The organism is Paenibacillus sp. FSL R5-0744 (assembly GCF_037972555.1).
Taxonomy (GTDB): Bacteria; Bacillota; Bacilli; order Paenibacillales; family Paenibacillaceae; genus Paenibacillus_AQ.
Genome location: NZ_CP150228.1, coordinates 6,033,757 through 6,052,577, shown reverse-complemented (window position 1 = coordinate 6,052,577; position 18,821 = coordinate 6,033,757). Strand labels below are relative to the sequence as shown.

General features: G+C 43.4%; 16 protein-coding genes and 1 other annotated feature. Of the genes, 13 read left to right on the top strand and 3 right to left on the bottom strand.

Annotated elements, in window-relative coordinates; translation table 11 throughout:
* Positions 1 to 76: 76 nt before the first annotated feature.
* Complete coding sequence (locus MKY19_RS26725) at positions 77 to 1,288, bottom strand: oxalate decarboxylase family bicupin (protein WP_339798718.1); 1,212 nt, start codon at positions 1,286 to 1,288, stop codon at positions 77 to 79.
* A 169-nt stretch (positions 1,289 to 1,457) separates the two neighbouring features.
* Here MKY19_RS26725 and MKY19_RS26720 point away from each other — a divergent pair, with 169 nt between their 5' ends.
* The 9 genes from MKY19_RS26720 to MKY19_RS26680 all read left to right on the top strand — a co-directional run bounded on the left by MKY19_RS26720 (position 1,458) and on the right by MKY19_RS26680 (position 11,577).
* Complete coding sequence (locus MKY19_RS26720) at positions 1,458 to 2,312, top strand: copper amine oxidase N-terminal domain-containing protein (RefSeq protein ID WP_339798715.1); 855 nt, start codon at positions 1,458 to 1,460, stop codon at positions 2,310 to 2,312.
* 49 nt (positions 2,313 to 2,361) lie between these two features.
* Positions 2,362 to 3,918, top strand: coding sequence for a tetratricopeptide repeat protein (locus tag MKY19_RS26715; protein ID WP_339798712.1), 1,557 nt, complete (start codon positions 2,362 to 2,364; stop codon positions 3,916 to 3,918).
* A 68-nt stretch (positions 3,919 to 3,986) separates the two neighbouring features.
* Positions 3,987 to 4,247 (top strand) — a binding site (T-box leader).
* Between the two features lie 180 nt (positions 4,248 to 4,427).
* Positions 4,428 to 6,107, top strand: coding sequence for a glutamine--tRNA ligase/YqeY domain fusion protein (locus MKY19_RS26710; protein WP_339798709.1), 1,680 nt, complete (start codon positions 4,428 to 4,430; stop codon positions 6,105 to 6,107).
* 74 nt (positions 6,108 to 6,181) lie between these two features.
* Positions 6,182 to 6,388 (top strand): DUF2933 domain-containing protein, encoded by a 207-nt coding sequence (locus MKY19_RS26705; protein ID WP_339798706.1) that lies wholly within the window; start codon positions 6,182 to 6,184, stop codon positions 6,386 to 6,388.
* 219 nt (positions 6,389 to 6,607) lie between these two features.
* Complete coding sequence (locus MKY19_RS26700; RefSeq protein ID WP_339798703.1) at positions 6,608 to 7,915, top strand: Nramp family divalent metal transporter; 1,308 nt, start codon at positions 6,608 to 6,610, stop codon at positions 7,913 to 7,915.
* Positions 7,916 to 7,996: 81 nt separating this feature from the next.
* Positions 7,997 to 8,632 (top strand): TrkA C-terminal domain-containing protein, encoded by a 636-nt coding sequence (locus MKY19_RS26695; protein ID WP_231573348.1) that lies wholly within the window; start codon positions 7,997 to 7,999, stop codon positions 8,630 to 8,632.
* A 194-nt stretch (positions 8,633 to 8,826) separates the two neighbouring features.
* Positions 8,827 to 9,966, top strand: a complete 1,140-nt coding sequence (locus MKY19_RS26690; RefSeq protein WP_339798700.1) for an ABC transporter ATP-binding protein — start codon at positions 8,827 to 8,829, stop codon at positions 9,964 to 9,966.
* On the top strand, positions 9,963 to 10,619 hold the full coding sequence (locus tag MKY19_RS26685) for an ABC transporter permease (protein ID WP_339267275.1): 657 nt from the start codon (positions 9,963 to 9,965) through the stop codon (positions 10,617 to 10,619). The genes MKY19_RS26690 and MKY19_RS26685 overlap by 4 nt, the downstream gene beginning before the upstream one ends.
* Before the next feature lie 43 nt (positions 10,620 to 10,662).
* Positions 10,663 to 11,577 (top strand): glycine betaine ABC transporter substrate-binding protein, encoded by a 915-nt coding sequence (locus tag MKY19_RS26680; protein ID WP_339798695.1) that lies wholly within the window; start codon positions 10,663 to 10,665, stop codon positions 11,575 to 11,577.
* Positions 11,578 to 11,649: 72 nt separating this feature from the next.
* Here MKY19_RS26680 and MKY19_RS26675 read toward each other — a convergent pair whose 3' ends face one another.
* On the bottom strand, positions 11,650 to 12,801 hold the full coding sequence (locus MKY19_RS26675; protein ID WP_339798692.1) for an N-acetylmuramoyl-L-alanine amidase: 1,152 nt from the start codon (positions 12,799 to 12,801) through the stop codon (positions 11,650 to 11,652).
* 157 nt (positions 12,802 to 12,958) lie between these two features.
* Between MKY19_RS26675 and MKY19_RS26670 the strand changes: the two genes are divergently transcribed.
* Both MKY19_RS26670 and MKY19_RS26665 read left to right on the top strand, forming a co-directional pair.
* Positions 12,959 to 13,966 carry a TIR domain-containing protein gene (locus MKY19_RS26670; RefSeq protein WP_042191948.1) on the top strand — a complete coding sequence of 336 codons (1,008 nt, stop codon included), beginning with the start codon at positions 12,959 to 12,961 and terminating at the stop codon, positions 13,964 to 13,966.
* Positions 13,963 to 14,199, top strand: a complete 237-nt coding sequence (locus tag MKY19_RS26665; RefSeq protein ID WP_076285512.1) for a hypothetical protein — start codon at positions 13,963 to 13,965, stop codon at positions 14,197 to 14,199. Before MKY19_RS26670 ends, MKY19_RS26665 begins: the two co-directional genes overlap by 4 nt.
* A gap of 368 nt (positions 14,200 to 14,567) precedes the next feature.
* On the opposite strand, the gene MKY19_RS26660 is transcribed toward MKY19_RS26665, so the two are convergent.
* Complete coding sequence (locus MKY19_RS26660) at positions 14,568 to 15,653, bottom strand: LLM class flavin-dependent oxidoreductase (protein WP_339798687.1); 1,086 nt, start codon at positions 15,651 to 15,653, stop codon at positions 14,568 to 14,570.
* A gap of 242 nt (positions 15,654 to 15,895) precedes the next feature.
* On the opposite strand from MKY19_RS26660, the gene MKY19_RS26655 reads away from it, so the two are divergent.
* Complete coding sequence (locus tag MKY19_RS26655) at positions 15,896 to 17,233, top strand: PQQ-binding-like beta-propeller repeat protein (protein WP_339798684.1); 1,338 nt, start codon at positions 15,896 to 15,898, stop codon at positions 17,231 to 17,233.
* Positions 17,234 to 17,399: 166 nt separating this feature from the next.
* Positions 17,400 to 18,683 (top strand): ArsB/NhaD family transporter, encoded by a 1,284-nt coding sequence (locus MKY19_RS26650; RefSeq protein ID WP_339798682.1) that lies wholly within the window; start codon positions 17,400 to 17,402, stop codon positions 18,681 to 18,683.
* Positions 18,684 to 18,821: the final 138 nt, after the last annotated feature.

Sequence of the window (18,821 nt, the reverse complement as noted above, 5' to 3'; positions counted from 1 at the left end):
CATCCTATTCTTTTAAAAATATAAGAAAGTATAAGTTTCACACTATACCTTATCCTTATATTTCTAGCAAAAACGCTTACCGTCCTTTAGGGACGTCGGAGGCGTTTTTGCTTGGCTTAGGATATTTCACAACGGGCCATTTCACTTTCCTTAAGGCGTTCATTACCTCTGGTCCAACGTTCAGGTTACTTTGAACCAATTCATGGGGAGTGAGAGCCATCCATTGATTCAGAGAAACGTCGGCAAAACGATCGCTTTTGAACATTTCAAGGAACCATAAGGAGTCGTCGCCTGTATTCTGAATATAATGTCCAAACGCAAAAGGAACATATCCTACATCGCCCGCTCTGTAGTTGAAGGTACGTGCTACACCATTTCCAGCGAATACGGTCATGCGTCCTCTTCCGGTAAGATAATACTGCCATTCATCGTTATTTGGATGCCAGTGCAGCTCTCTCATCCCTCCGGGTTCAATTTCTACCAATGCGGCAGCTACGGTTTTGGAGATGGGAAAGTTACTGGAATCGACTATTCTGACGCTCCCGCCGGGAGTTTTCAGCGGAGGTTGAGCCAATAAAGAATGTTTAAAGGTTTGTGGGATCTCTCCGTATGGAGATTCTACCCTTTGACTTTGCAATGAACCCGGAACCTGATCCTGATAAATATAGACCTGTTCGGTGGGAATAGAGTCGAATGCAGCGGCAGGCACCCCAAAGTTAGCCGAAAGAACTTCTTTAGGAGTATGGGCAAACCAATCGGAAATGGACAAGGTGTTTAGATCAGAGAAACTTCCATCGTCGAATACAAGCAGAAACTCACAGCCTTCTTCAAGACCTTGTATAGAGTGGGGAATACCTGGCGGAAAATACCATAGATCACCTGGCCCCACATCTGCTATGAAGTTTCGACCATTTTGATCTACGGCAGTAATTCGAGCTCGACCTAGCAGCATATAAGACCATTCCGCTTGCTGATGCCAATGGAGTTCACGAACTCCACCGGGGGTTAGGCTCATGTTGACGCCAGCTAGTGTAGTGGCGATGGGGAGGTCTCTGACCGTCACCTCTCTCGACCAGCCACCATGATTAAGCTGCATATGTGCATCGGAGAAAGAGAATTTTAAATTGGGGACGAGACCGGCATCGGTCACGGGAGGGACAAACATGTCGGGATTCTCCAAATCCCGCATTATATCACGTGGTCCTTTATCTAATCCCCCTGCGCCATCGCTTCGAATGGGCTGAGGGATATTTGTCTTTCTTGGCGAATCCTGTCCATCTGCAGTCATCCATCGCACTCCTTTCATGATTCTAAATAACTCAATGAAAATATATGCGGAATCCTGTCTTATATGATGAATAACAAAAGTGGAACAAGTTGACATGCGCAAGGGGATCATTGATTATTACTAATAGAGGCTTTGTTCTAGACGGAGTAGAGAGGGAGAGGGGTTTGAGATGAATCACATTAAGGAGTCCTTACAACGATTAGGGAGAATAAGAGCCTATGTCATAGGTCTATTGGTAATTATGTTCGCCGCGGGTTCCGCGGTTACACCTACATCGGTGTCGGCGGCTGTTCAGTTAGGGACTCAGGTAATGCCACTGTCATATGGGGGGTATTACGTCCTTTTTCCAGGTAAACTCGCTCCTTATTTTAAATCAGGTAAATTAATGGTGCCGATTCGGGCTTTCTCGAGTGCGATTGGTGCAGATTTGCTCTATGACGCATTAACGAACAGCGTTACGGTTTCACTACTGGATCGCTCTGTAGGGAAGATTAAAGCAGGGCAGCTAGAGGCAGAATTTAATGGGGAGACAGAAGATTCATTAGGGATCGCCCCAGAGATCAAGGACGGAATCCTGTTTGTTCCAGCATCCCCTATTCTAGAGGGGTTAAAGACATTTCGCTGGGAAACTCAGTTCAATAACGTGAATAAATTAACCCTTGGCATTGGCGCCAGAAAAGGGGAGGAATGGGCAAAGCCTGAGGCGGATCGAGCGCTTGCCCCTTACCCAGTGGAAACAACAGCACATCCATATCCTTTATATCCGTTTAAGCTAACACAGACTCAATCTGGGAAAGAATACAGACTAACCTTAGGCGTGCAAAATACCTCTGGTTTTGTTATCCCTAAAGGTAATGCGGAACTGGAGCTGGTGAGTGTGGACAGTAAAGGGAACTCTTACTACCAAACGTTAAAAGGACCTGACTCTTTAACCTCCAAGGCGGCATTATTATCATTTTCCGTTTCCATTCCTACAGAGGCTGAATACGTCATTTTCAGATCACGTACATTGAGAGCGGAATAAGTATCATAGGTGTTCTAACAAGATATACAGAGAGCAGGTTAAGAAATAGATGACAGGTAACGAAGGGCAGCACTATCGCTTCAGTGAAGCACCCATTTGGGAATTGCAGCGGGCTTATTATGAAGAACAGGGATTAAAGGCTTGGAATAATGATCAGGTTCCGCAGTATATTACGAGTAATCCTATGATTGCGACAGCATATGCGGAAATGATCTTCGGATTCCTGCAAGATCGGGCTGGACAAGGACATCTCTCTGAAACAGTCACTATACTGGAATTGGGAGCTGGAGCGGGTCGGTTAGCGTTCCATATCCTTAAGAAGCTATGCGAAATCATAGATTATGCGGGGACTCCACTTCCTCCTTTTCGTTATGTGATGAGTGATTTACCTGTTAAAAATATAACCAGCTGGCAGCAGCACCCAAGCTTACTTCCATTCGTAGAGCAGGGTATACTGGATTTCGCACGATTTGATGCTGTACAGGATACTGAACTGTATTTAGTACAGGCTAAGCTCAGCATCAAACCTGGTGATTTACAGCAGCCGCTGCTGCTTGTGGCGAATTATTTTTTTGACAGTATCCCGCAGGAATTAATTTATGTGGATGAAGGTAAAATATTTGAATGTGAGGTGTCGATTCAGTATTCAGAGTCTGCAGGATCGGACAACCCCTCTGATGTACTCGGTACAATCATCCCACAGTATCATTATGTTCGAGCGGCTAATTACGAAGTAGAAACCTACCCCTATCACGATGTTATAAAGCTCTATCAGCAGAAGCTGGAGGATTCCCATATTCTGTTTCCTGTTGTGGGGCTTACTTGTTTGGAGCGGCTAGCTAAGTTGTCTATAGAAGGGTTCGTACTCCTTACAGCGGATAAGGGAGATCACCGAATAGAGAATTGGGAATTTGCGGAACCCCCTTTGCTGATTCATCACGGTAGCTTCTCCTTAACGGCGAATTATCATGCAATTCAGTATATGTTGGAGCAAAAAGGAGCACACTCCTTATTTACCACTCATCATTACAAAAACTTGAATATCGGATGCATTCTTATGTTGGACGCGCCGATGAGCTATACGAACACTCGGTTAGGTTACAAGCGGTTTATAGAGCGTTTTGGCCCGGATGATTTCTTCAGTATGAAGGAATGGATGGATCAGCAATTAGATACAATGGGTCTCCAGCAGATTTTGGCTTTTTGGCGCTTAGGTGGGTATGATGCAGAATGGTTTATCCATAGTGCAGAACAGATTTCGGAGCTGCTGCCGGATGCCAGTGATGAAGAAATGCTGGATCTTCAGCAGGGAATACGATTAATGTGGACAGGTTACTATCCGATGGAACAGAGCTATGACCTATCACTGGATGCTGGGTTACTGCTGTATGAAATGGATAAGTTCGAGGAGGCGTTAGCCTACTTAGAACGGTCTATGCATGCCAATTCGGAAGAACCATTAGCCTCGGTGCTTTATAGTATGGCGATTTGTAATTATGAGCTTGGAGCTGAAGGGGCTGCACTGGATTATGCGTGTAGAGCTTTGGCTGTAGAGCCTGATAATGAAGTAGTGTTGGAACTGATAACGGCTCTGAGCGAGGATTAAATTGTAAGAAGACAGAAGTACAGCACCATTTACACAGGACCATCAATTTGGTATCCTATACAAAATAATTAAACGCGATGACGAGAAGAGTAAATAAAATCATTCCTTCACAGAGAGCCCTGGATGATGAGAACAGGGTATGGGCGATATTATTGAAACAAGCCTCTGAGCGGCATATCGGAACCGATCGACGGGGATGGTATGACGGGAGCTCCTGTTATAGAGCTAGAGTATAACCAATGCGTAAGATGCATTGCCGTACTTGATGAGATTAATATGGCGACATATTAATGAACCTGGGGTGGTACCGCGAGAATTTCGTCCCCAAGACCATAAGTCTTGGAGGTGAGGTTCTTTTTTATTTAAATATAAGAAAGTATAAGTTTCACACTATACTTTATCCTTATATTTCTCGCTTAAACACTTACCGTCCCTATAGGACGCCGAAGGCGTTTATGCTTGTGCAGAATAATCAGGCGGATATCACTTATAAACAGGAGGTAATACCAATGAACAAAGAACCGGAAGTATTAGCAGAGAGTTACATCGACAGATTGATTCAAGAAGAGCTGGAAGCTGGAACTTACAGTAGAGATATTTGCACGAGATTCCCACCGGAGCCTAATGGGTATTTGCATATTGGCAGTGCGTATGCTATTCACACGAACTATACGACTGCGAAAAAGTATGGCGGGAAGTTCCATTTGCGGTTCGATGACACCAATCCTTTAAAAGAGGATCTGGAGTATGTAAATGCTATTTGCGAAGATATGTTATGGATGGGCTACCCGCCAGACCATACTTTCTACGGATCAGACTATTCGGAAAAAATATATAATAGCGCGGAAAAGTTAATCCAAAAAGGAAAAGCCTACGTCTGCGATTTATCACCTGAAGAGGTGTCAGCTTATAGAGGAACGCTTACTGAACCGGGAAAGAACAGCCCTTATCGGGAGCGTTCTGTGGAAGAGAATTTGAAGTTATTCACGGAGATGAGGAATGGAGCCTATCCGACGGGAGCCAGAGTATTACGGGCCAAAATAGATATGAGCTCACCTAATATCAACTTGCGTGATCCAGTGATTTACAGAATCATTCATGCGGAGCATTATAGAACCGGCAACGATTGGTGCATCTATCCGATGTACGATTTTGCCCATCCTATACAAGATGCGATCGAAGGGATTACGCATTCCCTATGTTCTATTGAGTTTAAGGATCATCGACCACTGTATGAGTGGGTACTGAATGAACTGGATACCCCTGAGGCTCCAAAGCAAAGGGAGTTCGGACGCGTAAATATCACCGGCGTCGTTACTAGCAAACGGTATATTAGACAACTGGTTACAGGACATTATGTGGATGGCTGGGATGATCCAAGACTTCCAACGCTTCGCGGACTGCGGAGAAGAGGTTTTACGCCGGAGAGTATTCGGAATTTTGTGAAGGAAATTGGTTTTGTTAGAAATAGCACCATTGTAGATATTGCCATGTTAGAACATTCGCTTAGACAAGATTTGAAGGCGAAGGCAACTAGCGTGATGGCTGTTCTAAAGCCTCTAAAGGTGGTTATTACTAACTACCCTGAGAATCAAAGCGAATGGCTGAAGATTGAGAATAACAGTGAGGATAAGACGCTAGGGGAAAGGGAAGTTCCTTTTTCACGGACGCTTTATATTGAACAAGAGGATTTCATGGAGGAGCCACCCAAAGGTTATCACAGGCTGACTATAGGGAATGAGGTTAGGTTAAAGGGCGCCTACTTCATTAAGTGCAATGAGGTGCTCAAGGACGAAGCAACTGGAGAGGTTATAGAGCTTCGCTGCACCTATGATCCGAGAACGAAGAGTGGAAGTGGATTTAATGAACGGAAGGTTAAAGCGACTATCCACTGGGTATCGGCAGAGCACGCGACCAAGGCGGAAGTTCATCTATATGAGCGGTTGCTAAAAGATAACGACGGTCCTAAAGAAGAGGATGAGCGCTGGGACGCGTATCTTAATCCAGATTCCCTAACCATTCTGAAGGATTGTTTGTTGGAGCCTTCCATGGCGAGTGCACTTCCAGAAGATAAATTTCAATTCATCCGGCATGGATTCTTCTGTGTGGATAAGAAATATACCACAGCAGATAAGCTGGTACTGAACCGAATTGTGCCGCTGAAGGATACATGGAAGAAAAATTCGTAATTCACAGCACATCCTTTCTCCACAACTTTTCTTTATGATATAGAGGTCATAATGAAATTGTAGGAGGTAATGTTATGAATTGGTCTTGGGTAATCACATTGATCTGTCCTTTGATGATGTTATTTATGATGTTCGGACTGGGTGGGAAACATGGACACGGGCACGGGCATGGGTCGAGAAAGCAAACGTCGCCTGATTATCAGGAGCTTCAGAAAGAATTGAATGAGCTGAAAATGCAGAATGAACAAATGAGAAGAGATATTCAAAGTCTTACACTATAAACTTTTCGGAGTAATTGGCTTAAGCTGGGCGAAGATCGGGTAATTTCTGATCATCGTCCAGCTTTTTTGTTCTTGGTCGTAGGTGGACAAGCATATGAAAATTTCTTATGAAACATATTTACATTTTTCAGAAATGAGCATATACTTTAAATATAAGTTGCACAGAGGAAACTTTCGTGTATATAGACAACTTTTTTTTGGGCAAGAGGAGGAATGGACATGTTGGAACAAACTTTAATAGAAAAACCACATATAGAACAACCGCATATAAGACAACATAAAAACTCCATTTCGGCGCAAGCCGTACTTAATGGGGAGACTAAAGGAATTAAAAGATTACTTCCTTTCTTAGGTCCAGCGTTTATTGCTGCAGTTGCTTATCTGGATCCAGGTAATTTTGCCACGAACATTACGGCGGGTTCAAAATACGGCTATCTTTTATTATGGGTGATTGTAGCCTCGAATTTAATGGCCGTTCTTATTCAGGCGTTATCTGCCAAGCTTGGTATTGCTACAGGGAAGAACCTGCCGGAGATCGCTCATGATCGTTTTCCGAAGAGTGTATCGATCTTCTTATGGATTCAAAGTGAACTGGTGATTATAGCTACGGATCTGGCGGAGTTTATCGGGGCAGCATTGGGGCTTTATTTATTATTTGATATTCCCATGCTGCCGGCAGCACTCATTACTGCGGTCGGTTCATTTGCTATTCTAGAGCTTCAGCGCCGGGGTTACCGTTCCCTTGAGGCAGGAATTGCTGCAATGATCCTTATAGTTGTATTAGCCTTTGCTTTTCAAGTGATTGTAGCTAAGCCAGATATGGGAGCTGTTGCTGTAGGCATGTTTACACCTAAGTTTGAAGGGGTAGACAGTATTCTCTTGGCAGCAGGGATTCTAGGTGCAACAGTGATGCCACATGCCATTTATCTACATTCATCACTTACACAGAACCGTATCGTAGGAGTAAATGAAGCGGAGAAGAAACAGATCTTTAAACTGGAATTCATAGATATTATTATTGCGATGATTATTGCAGGGGCAGTGAATCTGGCGATGGTTATTGTCTCAGCCGCATTATTTTTTAAAAATGGTATCGTGGTTGAGGATTTGGATGTTGCGTTTCAGCAATTTAGTCACTTAGCTGGACCCGTAACGGCCATCTCCTTTGGCTTAGGACTACTCATCGCAGGACTATCGAGCTCTTCTGTAGGAACTATGGCTGGCGATGTGGTAATGCAAGGCTTCATCAACAAAAGAATTAACCTGTACTTACGCCGTGCGATTACGATTATTCCACCTTTGGCTATCATTGGTTTTGGTGTAAATCCAACGAAAGCACTCGTTATCAGCCAGGTGATCTTGTCCTTTGGGATTGCCTTTGCTCTGGTACCACTGGTTATGTTTACAAGCAATCGTCAGATTATGGGCGGGTTAGTGAATCGTAAGATGACAGCTGCTCTCGGCTGGCTTATCTCTGGTCTTGTTGTATCGTTAAATTTATTTTTGGTATATCAAATATTTGGATAAGGCAGGACATCTTTATTTGGTGAGTGAAAAAAGGTATACTTGAGCATGTTTATAATTCACGCCAGAGTAAGGAGATCGACAATGTCCATGCAAGAAATATCCGGTTATAAGTCTATAGCCCTTGATATTGCACAAAGAATTGTAAGCGGGGAATTTCCCGTACAGAGTAAGCTATCCGGGCGTTCTCTATTGGCAGGGCAATATCATGTTTCTCCAGAAACGATTCGTAAGGCTATGGGATTATTGAAGGATGAGAATATAGTGTTTGTTTCGCAGGGGAAAGAGATTATTGTCATCTCTGATCAAAAGGCGTATGAGTATATTACTAGGAATAACTATCTGAAATCAGCTTATTCGTTGAAACAGGATCTAGAGCAATTGTTGCTTGAAAAGAAGAAGCTCGACGGCAAGTTCGAGAGGGTACTAACTGGAATTATCGAGGCATCAGACCGGATGAAGAATTTAAAGCCGTACCACCCGGAAGAAATTACAATCCATGAGGAATCACATGTGGTTGGCAAAACCATTGGAGCATTACAATTTTGGCAGAATACAGGTGCTACGATTATAGCGCTTCGCCGGGGTGCGAACGTAACAATCTCCCCAGGTCCACATGTCATACTCAGAGAAAATGATGTACTTGTAGCAGTTGGTGATGAGAAAATGTACCAAAGAACAGAGCAATTTATTAATAAAAATGCAGAGAATCATTTATAATAATAGATCAAAAAAAGGCTATCCAGCGGGGTTTATCACTGGATAGCTTTTTTTATAATTACAATATTACAGTTATTTACAAACAACTTATTATAATGACATAGGTTGTCAGTTGGGGAGTTGTTTGTTATAGTTTAACTTACAGAGTCGCCCGGTGAGATGATCTGACGATAGAAATAAGAAGGAGAGACCCTATGCTGAAATTTGAAAAAGTAGGTAAGAAATACCCGAATGGTTATGAAGCAGTTAAGAATATTAGCTTTGAAATTGAAGCTGGAGAAATACTAGTATTGATCGGTCCGAGCGGTTGCGGAAAGACAACAACGATGAAAATGATAAATCGTCTTGTTCCGCATACTTCAGGCCATATTTATATCCACGGCAAAGATATCAACAAGGAGAACCCCGTAACCCTCCGCAAGAACATCGGTTATGTTATTCAACAAGCTGGTTTGTTCCCGCACTACACCATAGAAGATAATGTAGGCTTGATTCCCGACCTAAAGGGCTGGGATGTGAAGAAGAAAAAAGAACGGGTGCTCGAAATGCTCCGCCTAGTCGGACTTGATCCGGCCATATTTGCCAAACGTTATCCGAAACAATTATCAGGTGGGCAGCAGCAGCGTGTAGGTGTAGCCCGTGCATTGGCTGCTGATCCCGAGATTATATTGATGGATGAACCGTTTGGTGCTTTGGACCCTATTACCCGTGAGCAGCTGCAGGATGAACTGCTGCGCATGCAACAAGAAGTGAAGAAGACAATAGTATTTGTAACACATGATATGGATGAAGCACTGAAGCTTGGAGATAAAATCGCTATTCTTAAAGATGGTGAAATCGTTCAACTAGATACACCTTATGAGCTGCTCAGCCGGCCTGCTAATGATTTCGTAGAATCATTTATCGGCAAAAACCGTATTTACCAAAACCCTGAGTATATCCCCGTAACAGAAGTTATGCGCGACAATCCATCTACATCTCTTCCCGGGCGCACGCTGGGTAAAGCTCTTACCTTTATGCGTCAACGCAAAATGGATACATTACTGGTTGGAAACGAGAAAGGTAAGCTGCTTGGCATAGTCTCCGCTTATGATGTTACCGCCAAAATGGAACAAAGCCTTACTATCGAGGAAATTATGACACCACCTGGGGTGGTGCTGCAGGATACAGCAACAGCAAGAGACGCATTATCATTGATTACGGAAGCTCCATACGGCATTATTCCGATTGTAACCGCTGAGGGGAACATTGCCGGGATTGTTACAAGAGGTAGTCTTCTGACGGCGTTTGCAGCACAATGGGGAGGCGCGAAAGAGGAGGAAGTGTCTGTATGAGAGATCAATCGTTATGGCAACAACTCATATATCAATTAGATTTACGTAGGGATGATTTGGTTCATTCTATGGGAGTGCATATGCAACTTGTGCTCTTGTCCATGTTATTTGCAATTATTGTTGGCATTGCGCTTGGAATCATGATTACACGGGTTAAACCACTGAAAGGGATTACGCTTGGTGCTGCGGGGATTCTTCAGACAATACCTAGTCTGGCGATGCTCGGATTTATGATTCCTCTATTTGGCATAGGGATGAAGACGGCAGTTGTAGCTTTGTTTCTGTATTCACTGCTGCCAATCATCCGCAACACCTACACGGGAATTACTGATGTGGATCCGTCTATAGTGGAAGCGGCCCGGGGAATGGGAATGAAGAGCTGGCAAATTCTATTCAGGGTTCAACTCCCTTTAGCTTTAAGTGTAATTATGGCGGGGATCCGTACTGCTGCAGTTATAAATGTCGGGACAGCAACACTGGCAGCCTTTATCGGTGCTGGCGGATTGGGTGAATTTATTTTCTTAGGTATTCAACGGAACATCGAAGCTCTAACCTTACTTGGCGCTATTCCGGCCGCGATTCTTGCACTCGTGCTGGATTATCTACTCGGATTGCTTGAAAGATTAACGACTCCAAAGGGATTGAAAGTATAACTAAAACTCTAGTCTTGAAAGAATATAAAAGGGGAGATTATATATGAAAATTCCAAAATTGATGACAGGCGTTCTAACTACAGTATTAATGGGGACGTTACTTACTGGGTGTGGTGGCGGGGATAATAACGCTGCTGCGGGTAACAGTGGAGAAATCACGATTGGCTCCAAAAACTTCACGGAGAATGTTCTACTCGCTCATATGATGGCAGATTTGATAGAAGATAAAACAGATATTAAAGTGAAGCGTCAGATGAACTTGGGAGGCTCTAATGTAGCTTGGAGTGCGCTTGAGAATAATAATATCCAGCTATATCCGGATTACACCGGAACCATTGTAGCCAATTACTATCAAGAGGAGACGGGAAACTCTGAGGAATCGTTGGCAAAAACCAGAGAACTGCTTGAAAAAGATGGACTGGCCTTTCTGGATCCATTCGGCATAAATAATACCTATACTTTAGCTGTTAGTCGTGAAACGGCTGAGAAGTACAATCTAAAGACTTTCAGCGATTTGGCCAAAGTATCTGGAAATATGGTTCTTGGCGTAGAGTTCGAGTTCTTGGATCGTGAGGACGGATACCCCGGTATCCAAAAACTCTACGGAATGGATTTCAAGCAGAGCAAAGGAATGGACCATGGTATCATGTACCGTTCGATTGACGATGGGGAAACAGATGTAACCAATGCATACGCGACGGATGCACAAATTAAAGTACATGATCTGGTGATTCTGCAGGATGATAAGGAATTCTTCCCACCTTATGATGCAGGACCGATTATTCGTCAGGAAACGTTAGATAAATACCCTGAATTGAAAGGCGTCTTAAATCAATTGAACGGACAAATCAGTGACGAAGAAATGCAGCAATTAAACGCAGAAGTTGATGTGGATGCGCTCAAGGAAGAGGATGTAGCTCGTAATTTCCTGATCAAAAAGGGATTAATAGAAGGCTAAATATGAAATATAAACTAAAGCAGGCTAGGGAATTTCCTAGCCTGCTTCTTTGCTGATTACTTATAGGTCTGTCTAGTTTCTGAAGTAGTCTGCCAATCCTTCGGCGATAGCCTTGGCTGCTTTTTTCTGATAGGAGGATTTACGGACAATTGACTCATCTGTAGGGTTGGTAAGAAATCCGAGTTCAACTAAGGTAGCTGGAGTTCGATTCTCCCTTAGGATGTGATAATCACCAAAGGATAACCCATTGCTCTTTAGACCGATGCCTTGTCCCAGCCGGGTTTCAATCGCCCGTGCCAGCTTTAGATCATCGGATTCGGAGTAAAAGAAGGTTAGTGTCCCAGATACTTTTTTCGGAGAGGAATTATAATGAATGCTTACAAATGCATTTGCACGCAGGTCCTCACTCATCTGAACACGCCGTGCGAGCGTAGGCTTCTGATCCTCCCGGGTACGTGTCATCTCAACCCGTGCACCTTTAGCTAAAAGGGCATCGCGGAGATAAATTGCAGTTTGCAGATTCAAATCCTTCTCCATGGTGTTATATGTAGTGCCGAGCATTCCCGGATCACTGCCGCCATGACCGGGATCTACGACGATTAATTTTCCTCGTAAATTTCCTGTGTGCGAAATGCTGCTTGTAGTGCTTGTGCTTCTTGGCGTGGTTCCAGATCGGATGTATTGTGCTGCGACCCAACCGATGTCACCGCTAGCTGTTCGAATTCGTGCCCAATCGTTCTGACGAAGGAGGAGGATAGCTGTATCCTTAGCTTTTAAAGAACCGAGTACCTTATATTGTGTGCCTGGACCGCTTCGTACGCGTAGTGAATCTGCCGTAACTGTAACCTTTGTGGTACTACTCAAGGTGCTGGTTGAGGTGGAAGAAGTAGTGCTGGGTTTGGAAGCTACCGATGATCCAGAAGCGCCAGATTGCTTGGAGCTATTGTTCACCTTTTTAAGGTAATAGCCGGCTACCCAGCCAGAGGTGTTCCCCGTCTTAACCTTCAACCACCCGTGTTGTTCATCGGTCACAGTTACTTTTGCTCCGTTCTTAATAGATCCTACAACAGTTGCATTCTTTGCCGGCTCATTGCGTACATTTAAAGAGTTCGCGTATACCTGAGCGGTATAACTAACTGCTGCTGTTTTAGCTTCAGCAGGCTGTGACGCTGTTATACCCATAAGGCTTGCTGCAAGCAATGTGACACCTATCATTTTTTTCATAGTATCCTCGCTTTTTCAAAGTAGTCGTAATTTTTTACCCACTTTACGAGGTTTAGAATAATATTTTTTGAGAAATTTATGAGAACTTGGCCTCTTTTCCGGTGGTCTAAAGACTTGTATAATTATTACATATTGGGAAGGATGAAGGAGCACTGCCGTGACTAAACCAAAGCTATTCATTGGATCTTCCAGAGAATCCATACGTTATGCAAGAGCGATTCATGAGCAGCTGAAGAGGGATGCTGAAGTACATCCTTGGTATGCCAATGCCTTTCGAGCGAATGAATACACGATGGAGGCACTGGAGAGAAATTTGGATGAGAGCGATTTTGCCGTATTTGTGTTCTCGCCAGATGATGTCGCCAAAATTCGCGGTAAATTTTATTATGTGACTCGTGATAATACGGGGTTTGAAATGGGATTGTTTTGGGCCAGATTACGGCGTAATCGTGTTTTTTGCTTAGTGCCGGATCAGGTGACTGCCCGCGACGATTTAATCCCTGGACAGAATGTTGAAGAATATCATCTGTTGTCCGATTTGTCGGGAATTACAGCTTTAGAGTATGAGATGCACCATGATAATCCTACGGCTGCTGTGGATGTGAGCTGTGGTAAGATTATTGATAGTGTCCAGGGGTTTGGAAAATTCCGTGACCCGGTGAAAGATTTAGAGCAGCTAAAGATGGAATTAAGGCGCAAAGAAAGTATCCTTCATTTTTTTTGGCAATATAATAGTAATGTGACCATCTCTGAGGATGGAGAGAAGTATCACGCACTCAGTGAGGCGATCCGCAATTCTTTCTTACCTCCGAAGCATTGTCGTGTGATCGGTGCTGCGATTTGGCAGGCTCAAGAGAAGGAACAGCTTGTTCAGGTGGGAGGGAATGTCGGACGTGGGCACTCCTATTCCTTGACTGTTACGAAAGGGAATGAGAAGCAGCCTAGTGTGGTAGATGCATTTTTATCGAGCAAATGGACTTTTTTTCAACGCACGGAAGTTGCGGAGGTATATATCCTATGCTATCCTCTAGGTAAGAAGTATGTTCTTTCCGTACACTTTTCAGGGAGTGATGGATTATCTGCGGATGATCTTAAGGCGGTAGTTGCGAATAATCAGGATTTATTCCGTACCATCAATCATTTAGTAGGGGAGGATTCAGCATGAAGCGAATAAAGGGTATTAACAACTTATCGGGTGCTGTTCTCCGTTCTGCAAGTGGTGGAAGCAGGAGTGCAGAAGATAATAAGAATACCACAAGTAAAACAGGGTCGAGCCATTCCGCTCAGCAACCAGCTTCAGCTCAAATTTATACTGCGCCTTCTTTAGATGGCGGAGACGATGAATATAAGAAGCTTATTAGCGGGAAGGTAGACAACAATAAACCATCCTTTGCGTGATGAGCATAAGTGCTGTCTCAAAAGTAGTGATCTACTTGTGGGCAGCTTCTTTTTTTTGAGAGTAATTAGGGAAAAGCTCCCTGAAAATAGCTGATAATTACTCTAAATGAGTGAAATCAGGGAATTCCTCCCTAAAAATCGGGGAAATATCTATATTTACCGCCGAATCAGGTTAATTATAGGGAGGTATTCCCTAATTGTTAGTCTATTGAGTAGAAATCTCCGATTTTCAGGGAGATATTCCCTAATTCTTGAGCAGAGCTTCCGGTTCACTTCTTACAGCAAGACACAATGTTGCAACAGCACAAAAAGCACTTCTCCACGAGCGGGAGAAGTGCTTTTTTATTAACTGGTACAGCCCCTCAGTTCTATCGGCTATTCTTCTTGGCAATCTCGCGTCGTACGACAGGGGCGACCTCAGTTGCCAATAGTTCAATAGCTTTGGCTACCTTGGCGTAAGGAAGGCCGCCGATGTCGAGCTGAGTCATAAAGCGGCTATGGCCGAACAGCTCATGCTGATAGAGGATTTTTTCAATAATTTGCTGCGGGCTACCTACAGCCATCGTGTTATCAGCAGATACATATTGTCCAAAGTCGTTACGAGATACACTGTATTCTTGACCAGGTTTTGGGCTGATGGAATTACGATAACTATAGTAGTATGGGTAATATTCATCGAGCGCTTGCTGTGAAGTTTCGGCAATGTAGCCGTGGCTAGTAATCGCAATCTTTAAAGATTCAGGGGCATGACCCGCCTGAATTCCAGCGCGTCGATAAGTTGCAGCAAGCTCTTGGAAAGGTTCTGGACTACCGCTAAGAATGGCGATGGCCATTCCAGTCCCGAGTACCCCAGCTTTTTCCGCGCTTTCAGGAGAACCACCTACACCAATCCATACAGGAAGGCTTTGCTGAAGAGGGCGTGGTGCAATCTCAGAATCCTTCAAGGATGAGCGGAAGGAACCCTCCCAGTTCATAATTTCATGCTTATTAAGCTCGAGAAGCAGATTAATATTCTCGGCGAATAGTCGATGATAGTCTTCAAGTTCGTACCCAAAGAGCGGAAAAGATTCCACAAAAGCACCACGTCCAGCAATAATCTCTGCACGGCCATCTGATAGTAAATCAAGTGTGGCAAAATCCTCGAATACGCGCACGGGATCAATGGTGCTTAATACAGTAGTGGCGCTCGTCAACTTGATTCTGCGGGTAACCTGGGAGATGGCTGCCAGCACGACTGGAACCGAAGAAATTGCAAAATCAAGACGATGATGCTCACCTACACCGAATACATCAAGCCCCGCCTCATCCGCCAGTTTGGCCGCTGCTAGAACTTCGTCGAGTCGTTGTTTCGGGCTGATCTTATTACCGGTATGACAATCAGCTACAATGTCTCCTAAGGTGTAGATACCGAACTCAAAATCGGATGCTGGTGCTGTGGTTACCTCGTTACTCATAATTACAAACCCCTTGTTATTCATATATTTGATAAAGCTTGTTCGTTTATAGAAGAATGTGATTATTATAACACGATGACTTACAAATTGTAAGTTTATGAGTAAATGTTTTGATTTCTGCTCTTGTGGATGTCAAAATGAGGAATAATAATCCATGTTCTTACATCCTGCTCGTCTTTAGTATTATATTTTATTTTGAGAATCTATCCAATTGAAGCATTTATATAAGGAGGCGTGTGGTGGTGAGAGGAATATTATTGAAGTCATATCTTCGTACTGCGATTATTGGTTTAGGGGTATTGCTTATGGTAAACCCGGTACAAGCTGCTGCGGTTGATTCGCACAGTTCCTTTATAGGCTCGAATTTAGATGATTATTATGTAAATTTGTCTGCTGCGAAGGTTGAGTGGTCCACTACGATGGATTTGCCAACGCTAGGAGATATACCGACGGACTACATTATGGGCAAGGGCGTTGTTGCAGTTGGTGCGGGCAAAGCTTTTATCTTACAAAAGGGTCAGCTTTTAGCCATTAACGCTCAGACGGGAAAAGTAATGTGGAAATATGGCTCCAAATTAAAGACACCGTTACTTTACCAAGATGGTGTGGCCTATGTGACTTCAGAAGCAGGCACAATCTATGCAGTCAACGCGGCTACTGGAAAAAATAAATGGAGTTCATCGGCAAACAGCAAAGGCATCAGCCAATTAGTTATTGATAAAGATCAGCTTTTTGCTGCCAATGGCGATATTCAAGCCTACAATCTGAAGGATGGGAAACTGCAGTGGCGTGATAATTTCGGTGAAAAGCTGTATGAACCGTTCATGGTTGAGGGAAACCTGATATTAGCTCAAAACTCAGAATCCGGAGCGTATACGTATGACATTCTACATGCCTTTGATCGAACAACGGGTAAAGAGCTTTGGAATAACAGAGATCATTATTTTCCGATTACTGAGATTAATGGAACGCTTATAACACAACGGAAGGCTACCTTATTCGACGCTCTTCCTCTTACTACACTCGACAGTTTGGATGTTAAGACAGGTAAAGTAGTGAAGACGGTAGTTTATAACCCTGCTAATATTGACCCGAATGATCCCGAAGCACCAAAGGGGGGCATTGCTTGGAGTGACGGTGACAGAATTTTCATAACAGGACAAAAAGGTGTCTACAGCTATCCAGTCAATGCTGATCCTGCTACCGTAACACGCGATAATTATTCTTACGAATCCATCGGAGCTAAGTTATCCTACGCCGCTGGTCCTTATGATGGAAGAATTCTTTTTAGTAACGAACAGAGCATTTATGGTGTTAAAATAGCGAATAAAACAGCGGTTCAGTACAGTGGAATCAGCAATCCGATTGCCCGCTTCGATCTGCTCGGACATGGCATGTATGTAGCCCAGACTGACGGCAAATTAATCGCGATAGATTTGATTTCCGCAAAACCGGTTGTGCAGCTCAAAACATCAGGTAGAGTGTTCGGCCCAACCTTGCTGGAAAGCGGTATGATTATTGTGCAGAGCAAAGGTATTTTGACCGCTTTCAAGGAGCCTCAGGTTTTGAAAATGAAATAATCGACTCCATAAAAAACGTCTCTCCGATAAATACTCGGCAGAGTCGTTTTTTATGGATTACTCCACAATTCCAGTGCGAAAAATACAAATCTATTTTATGATAAATAGGTTATATAATGAGTAGGTTATACATTAACGAAATTAAAGAGAAGGACCGGGGGATATCATGGAACAGCAAGCGATTTGGGCGATAGGTATTTTTCTACTGATTTATGGACTGATTATTTCTGAGAAAATTCACCGTACAATCTTAGCGATGTTAGGCGCTATTGTTATGGTAGCGATGGGTATTGTGGATCAGGAGACGGCACTGCATCATATTGATTTTAATACCATCGGATTACTTGTAGGCATGATGATGATTGTAGGGATTACTGCAGAGACAGGACTTTTTAAATATGCGGCAGTGAAATCAGCAAAGCTGGCGAAAGGGAAGCCGAGAAGAATCCTGATTGCTTTGTTTGTTGTTACTGCTGTGGCTTCTGCTTTCTTGGATAATGTTACAACAGTGCTACTTATGGTGCCTGTTACCTTCAGTATTACAAGGCAACTGCGCATAAATCCGCTGCCTTTTTTGATGTCACAAATTATTGCATCGAATGTCGGTGGGACGGCAACATTGATCGGAGATCCACCGAATATTATGATCGGAAGTGCTGTGAAAGAGCTGACTTTTATGTCCTTTATCAGCAATCTAACACCTGTGATTATCATCATTATGTTAGCGTATATCCCGCTTTTACTACTGATGTTTGGTAAGCAAATTAAATCCACTCCGGAATTGCAGCAAAGTATCATGAACATGGATGAGAAGGCAATGATTACAGATCATAAGCTGTTGCGAAAATGTTTGATCGTACTTGGAATTACGATTACGGGCTTCTTTTTACATCAGGCGTTACATTTGGAGTCAGCGACGGTTGCCTTAGCGGGGGCTTTTTTACTGCTCTTATTAACCGGAGGAGAACACATGCTGGAAAAAGCTTTTCACAGCGTGGAATGGATTACGATCTTCTTTTTTATCGGACTGTTTGTTTTGGTATCAGGACTCGTCGAGACAGGTGTCATCGCGGAGCTGGCTGCCAAAGCGATTGATTTAACGGGTGGGGATGTGCTCATGAGCTCGATGATGATCTTATGGGTCAGTGCAATTGCTTCTGCGTTTCTTGATAATATTCCTTTTGTAGCAACGATGATTCCTTTGATACAGGAGATGGGGCAGATGGGGATCACCAATCTGGAGCCCCTCTGGTGGAGTCTAGCCTTGGGTGCCTGCTTGGGTGGCAATGGTACATTGATCGGTGCCAGTGCTAATCTGATCGTTGCTGGTCTAGCTGGAAAAGAGGGCTATCCGATTACATTCATGAAGTATTTGAAGGTGGGTTTCCCTTTAATGCTGCTGTCCATTGTGATCTCAAGCATATATTTATATTTAAGGTATCTGATGTAAACAAGTGTGTCTGAAAAAAGTTTTATTGTTGACAGCTTTTCAAATGGATGATATTTTAAATATTATAATTCCAATTGATTTACTTTGAATAAAAATTACCGACTGTTCCTACAGAGGTATTGCGAATGTAAAAGCGCA

What these genes read in the sequence shown, in the direction of transcription:
- MKY19_RS26725 (WP_339798718.1), bottom strand. Translation starts at nt 1,288, where the DNA reads ATGACTGCAGATGGACAGGATTCGCCAAGAAAGACAAATATCCCTCAG.
- MKY19_RS26720 (WP_339798715.1), top strand. Translation starts at nt 1,458, where the DNA reads ATGAATCACATTAAGGAGTCCTTACAACGATTAGGGAGAATAAGAGCC.
- MKY19_RS26715 (WP_339798712.1), top strand. Translation starts at nt 2,362, where the DNA reads ATGACAGGTAACGAAGGGCAGCACTATCGCTTCAGTGAAGCACCCATT.
- MKY19_RS26710 (WP_339798709.1), top strand. Translation starts at nt 4,428, where the DNA reads ATGAACAAAGAACCGGAAGTATTAGCAGAGAGTTACATCGACAGATTG.
- MKY19_RS26705 (WP_339798706.1), top strand. Translation starts at nt 6,182, where the DNA reads ATGAATTGGTCTTGGGTAATCACATTGATCTGTCCTTTGATGATGTTA.
- MKY19_RS26700 (WP_339798703.1), top strand. Translation starts at nt 6,608, where the DNA reads ATGTTGGAACAAACTTTAATAGAAAAACCACATATAGAACAACCGCAT.
- MKY19_RS26695 (WP_231573348.1), top strand. Translation starts at nt 7,997, where the DNA reads ATGTCCATGCAAGAAATATCCGGTTATAAGTCTATAGCCCTTGATATT.
- MKY19_RS26690 (WP_339798700.1), top strand. Translation starts at nt 8,827, where the DNA reads ATGCTGAAATTTGAAAAAGTAGGTAAGAAATACCCGAATGGTTATGAA.
- MKY19_RS26685 (WP_339267275.1), top strand. Translation starts at nt 9,963, where the DNA reads ATGAGAGATCAATCGTTATGGCAACAACTCATATATCAATTAGATTTA.
- MKY19_RS26680 (WP_339798695.1), top strand. Translation starts at nt 10,663, where the DNA reads ATGAAAATTCCAAAATTGATGACAGGCGTTCTAACTACAGTATTAATG.
- MKY19_RS26675 (WP_339798692.1), bottom strand. Translation starts at nt 12,801, where the DNA reads ATGAAAAAAATGATAGGTGTCACATTGCTTGCAGCAAGCCTTATGGGT.
- MKY19_RS26665 (WP_076285512.1), top strand. Translation starts at nt 13,963, where the DNA reads ATGAAGCGAATAAAGGGTATTAACAACTTATCGGGTGCTGTTCTCCGT.
- MKY19_RS26660 (WP_339798687.1), bottom strand. Translation starts at nt 15,653, where the DNA reads ATGAGTAACGAGGTAACCACAGCACCAGCATCCGATTTTGAGTTCGGT.
- MKY19_RS26650 (WP_339798682.1), top strand. Translation starts at nt 17,400, where the DNA reads ATGGAACAGCAAGCGATTTGGGCGATAGGTATTTTTCTACTGATTTAT.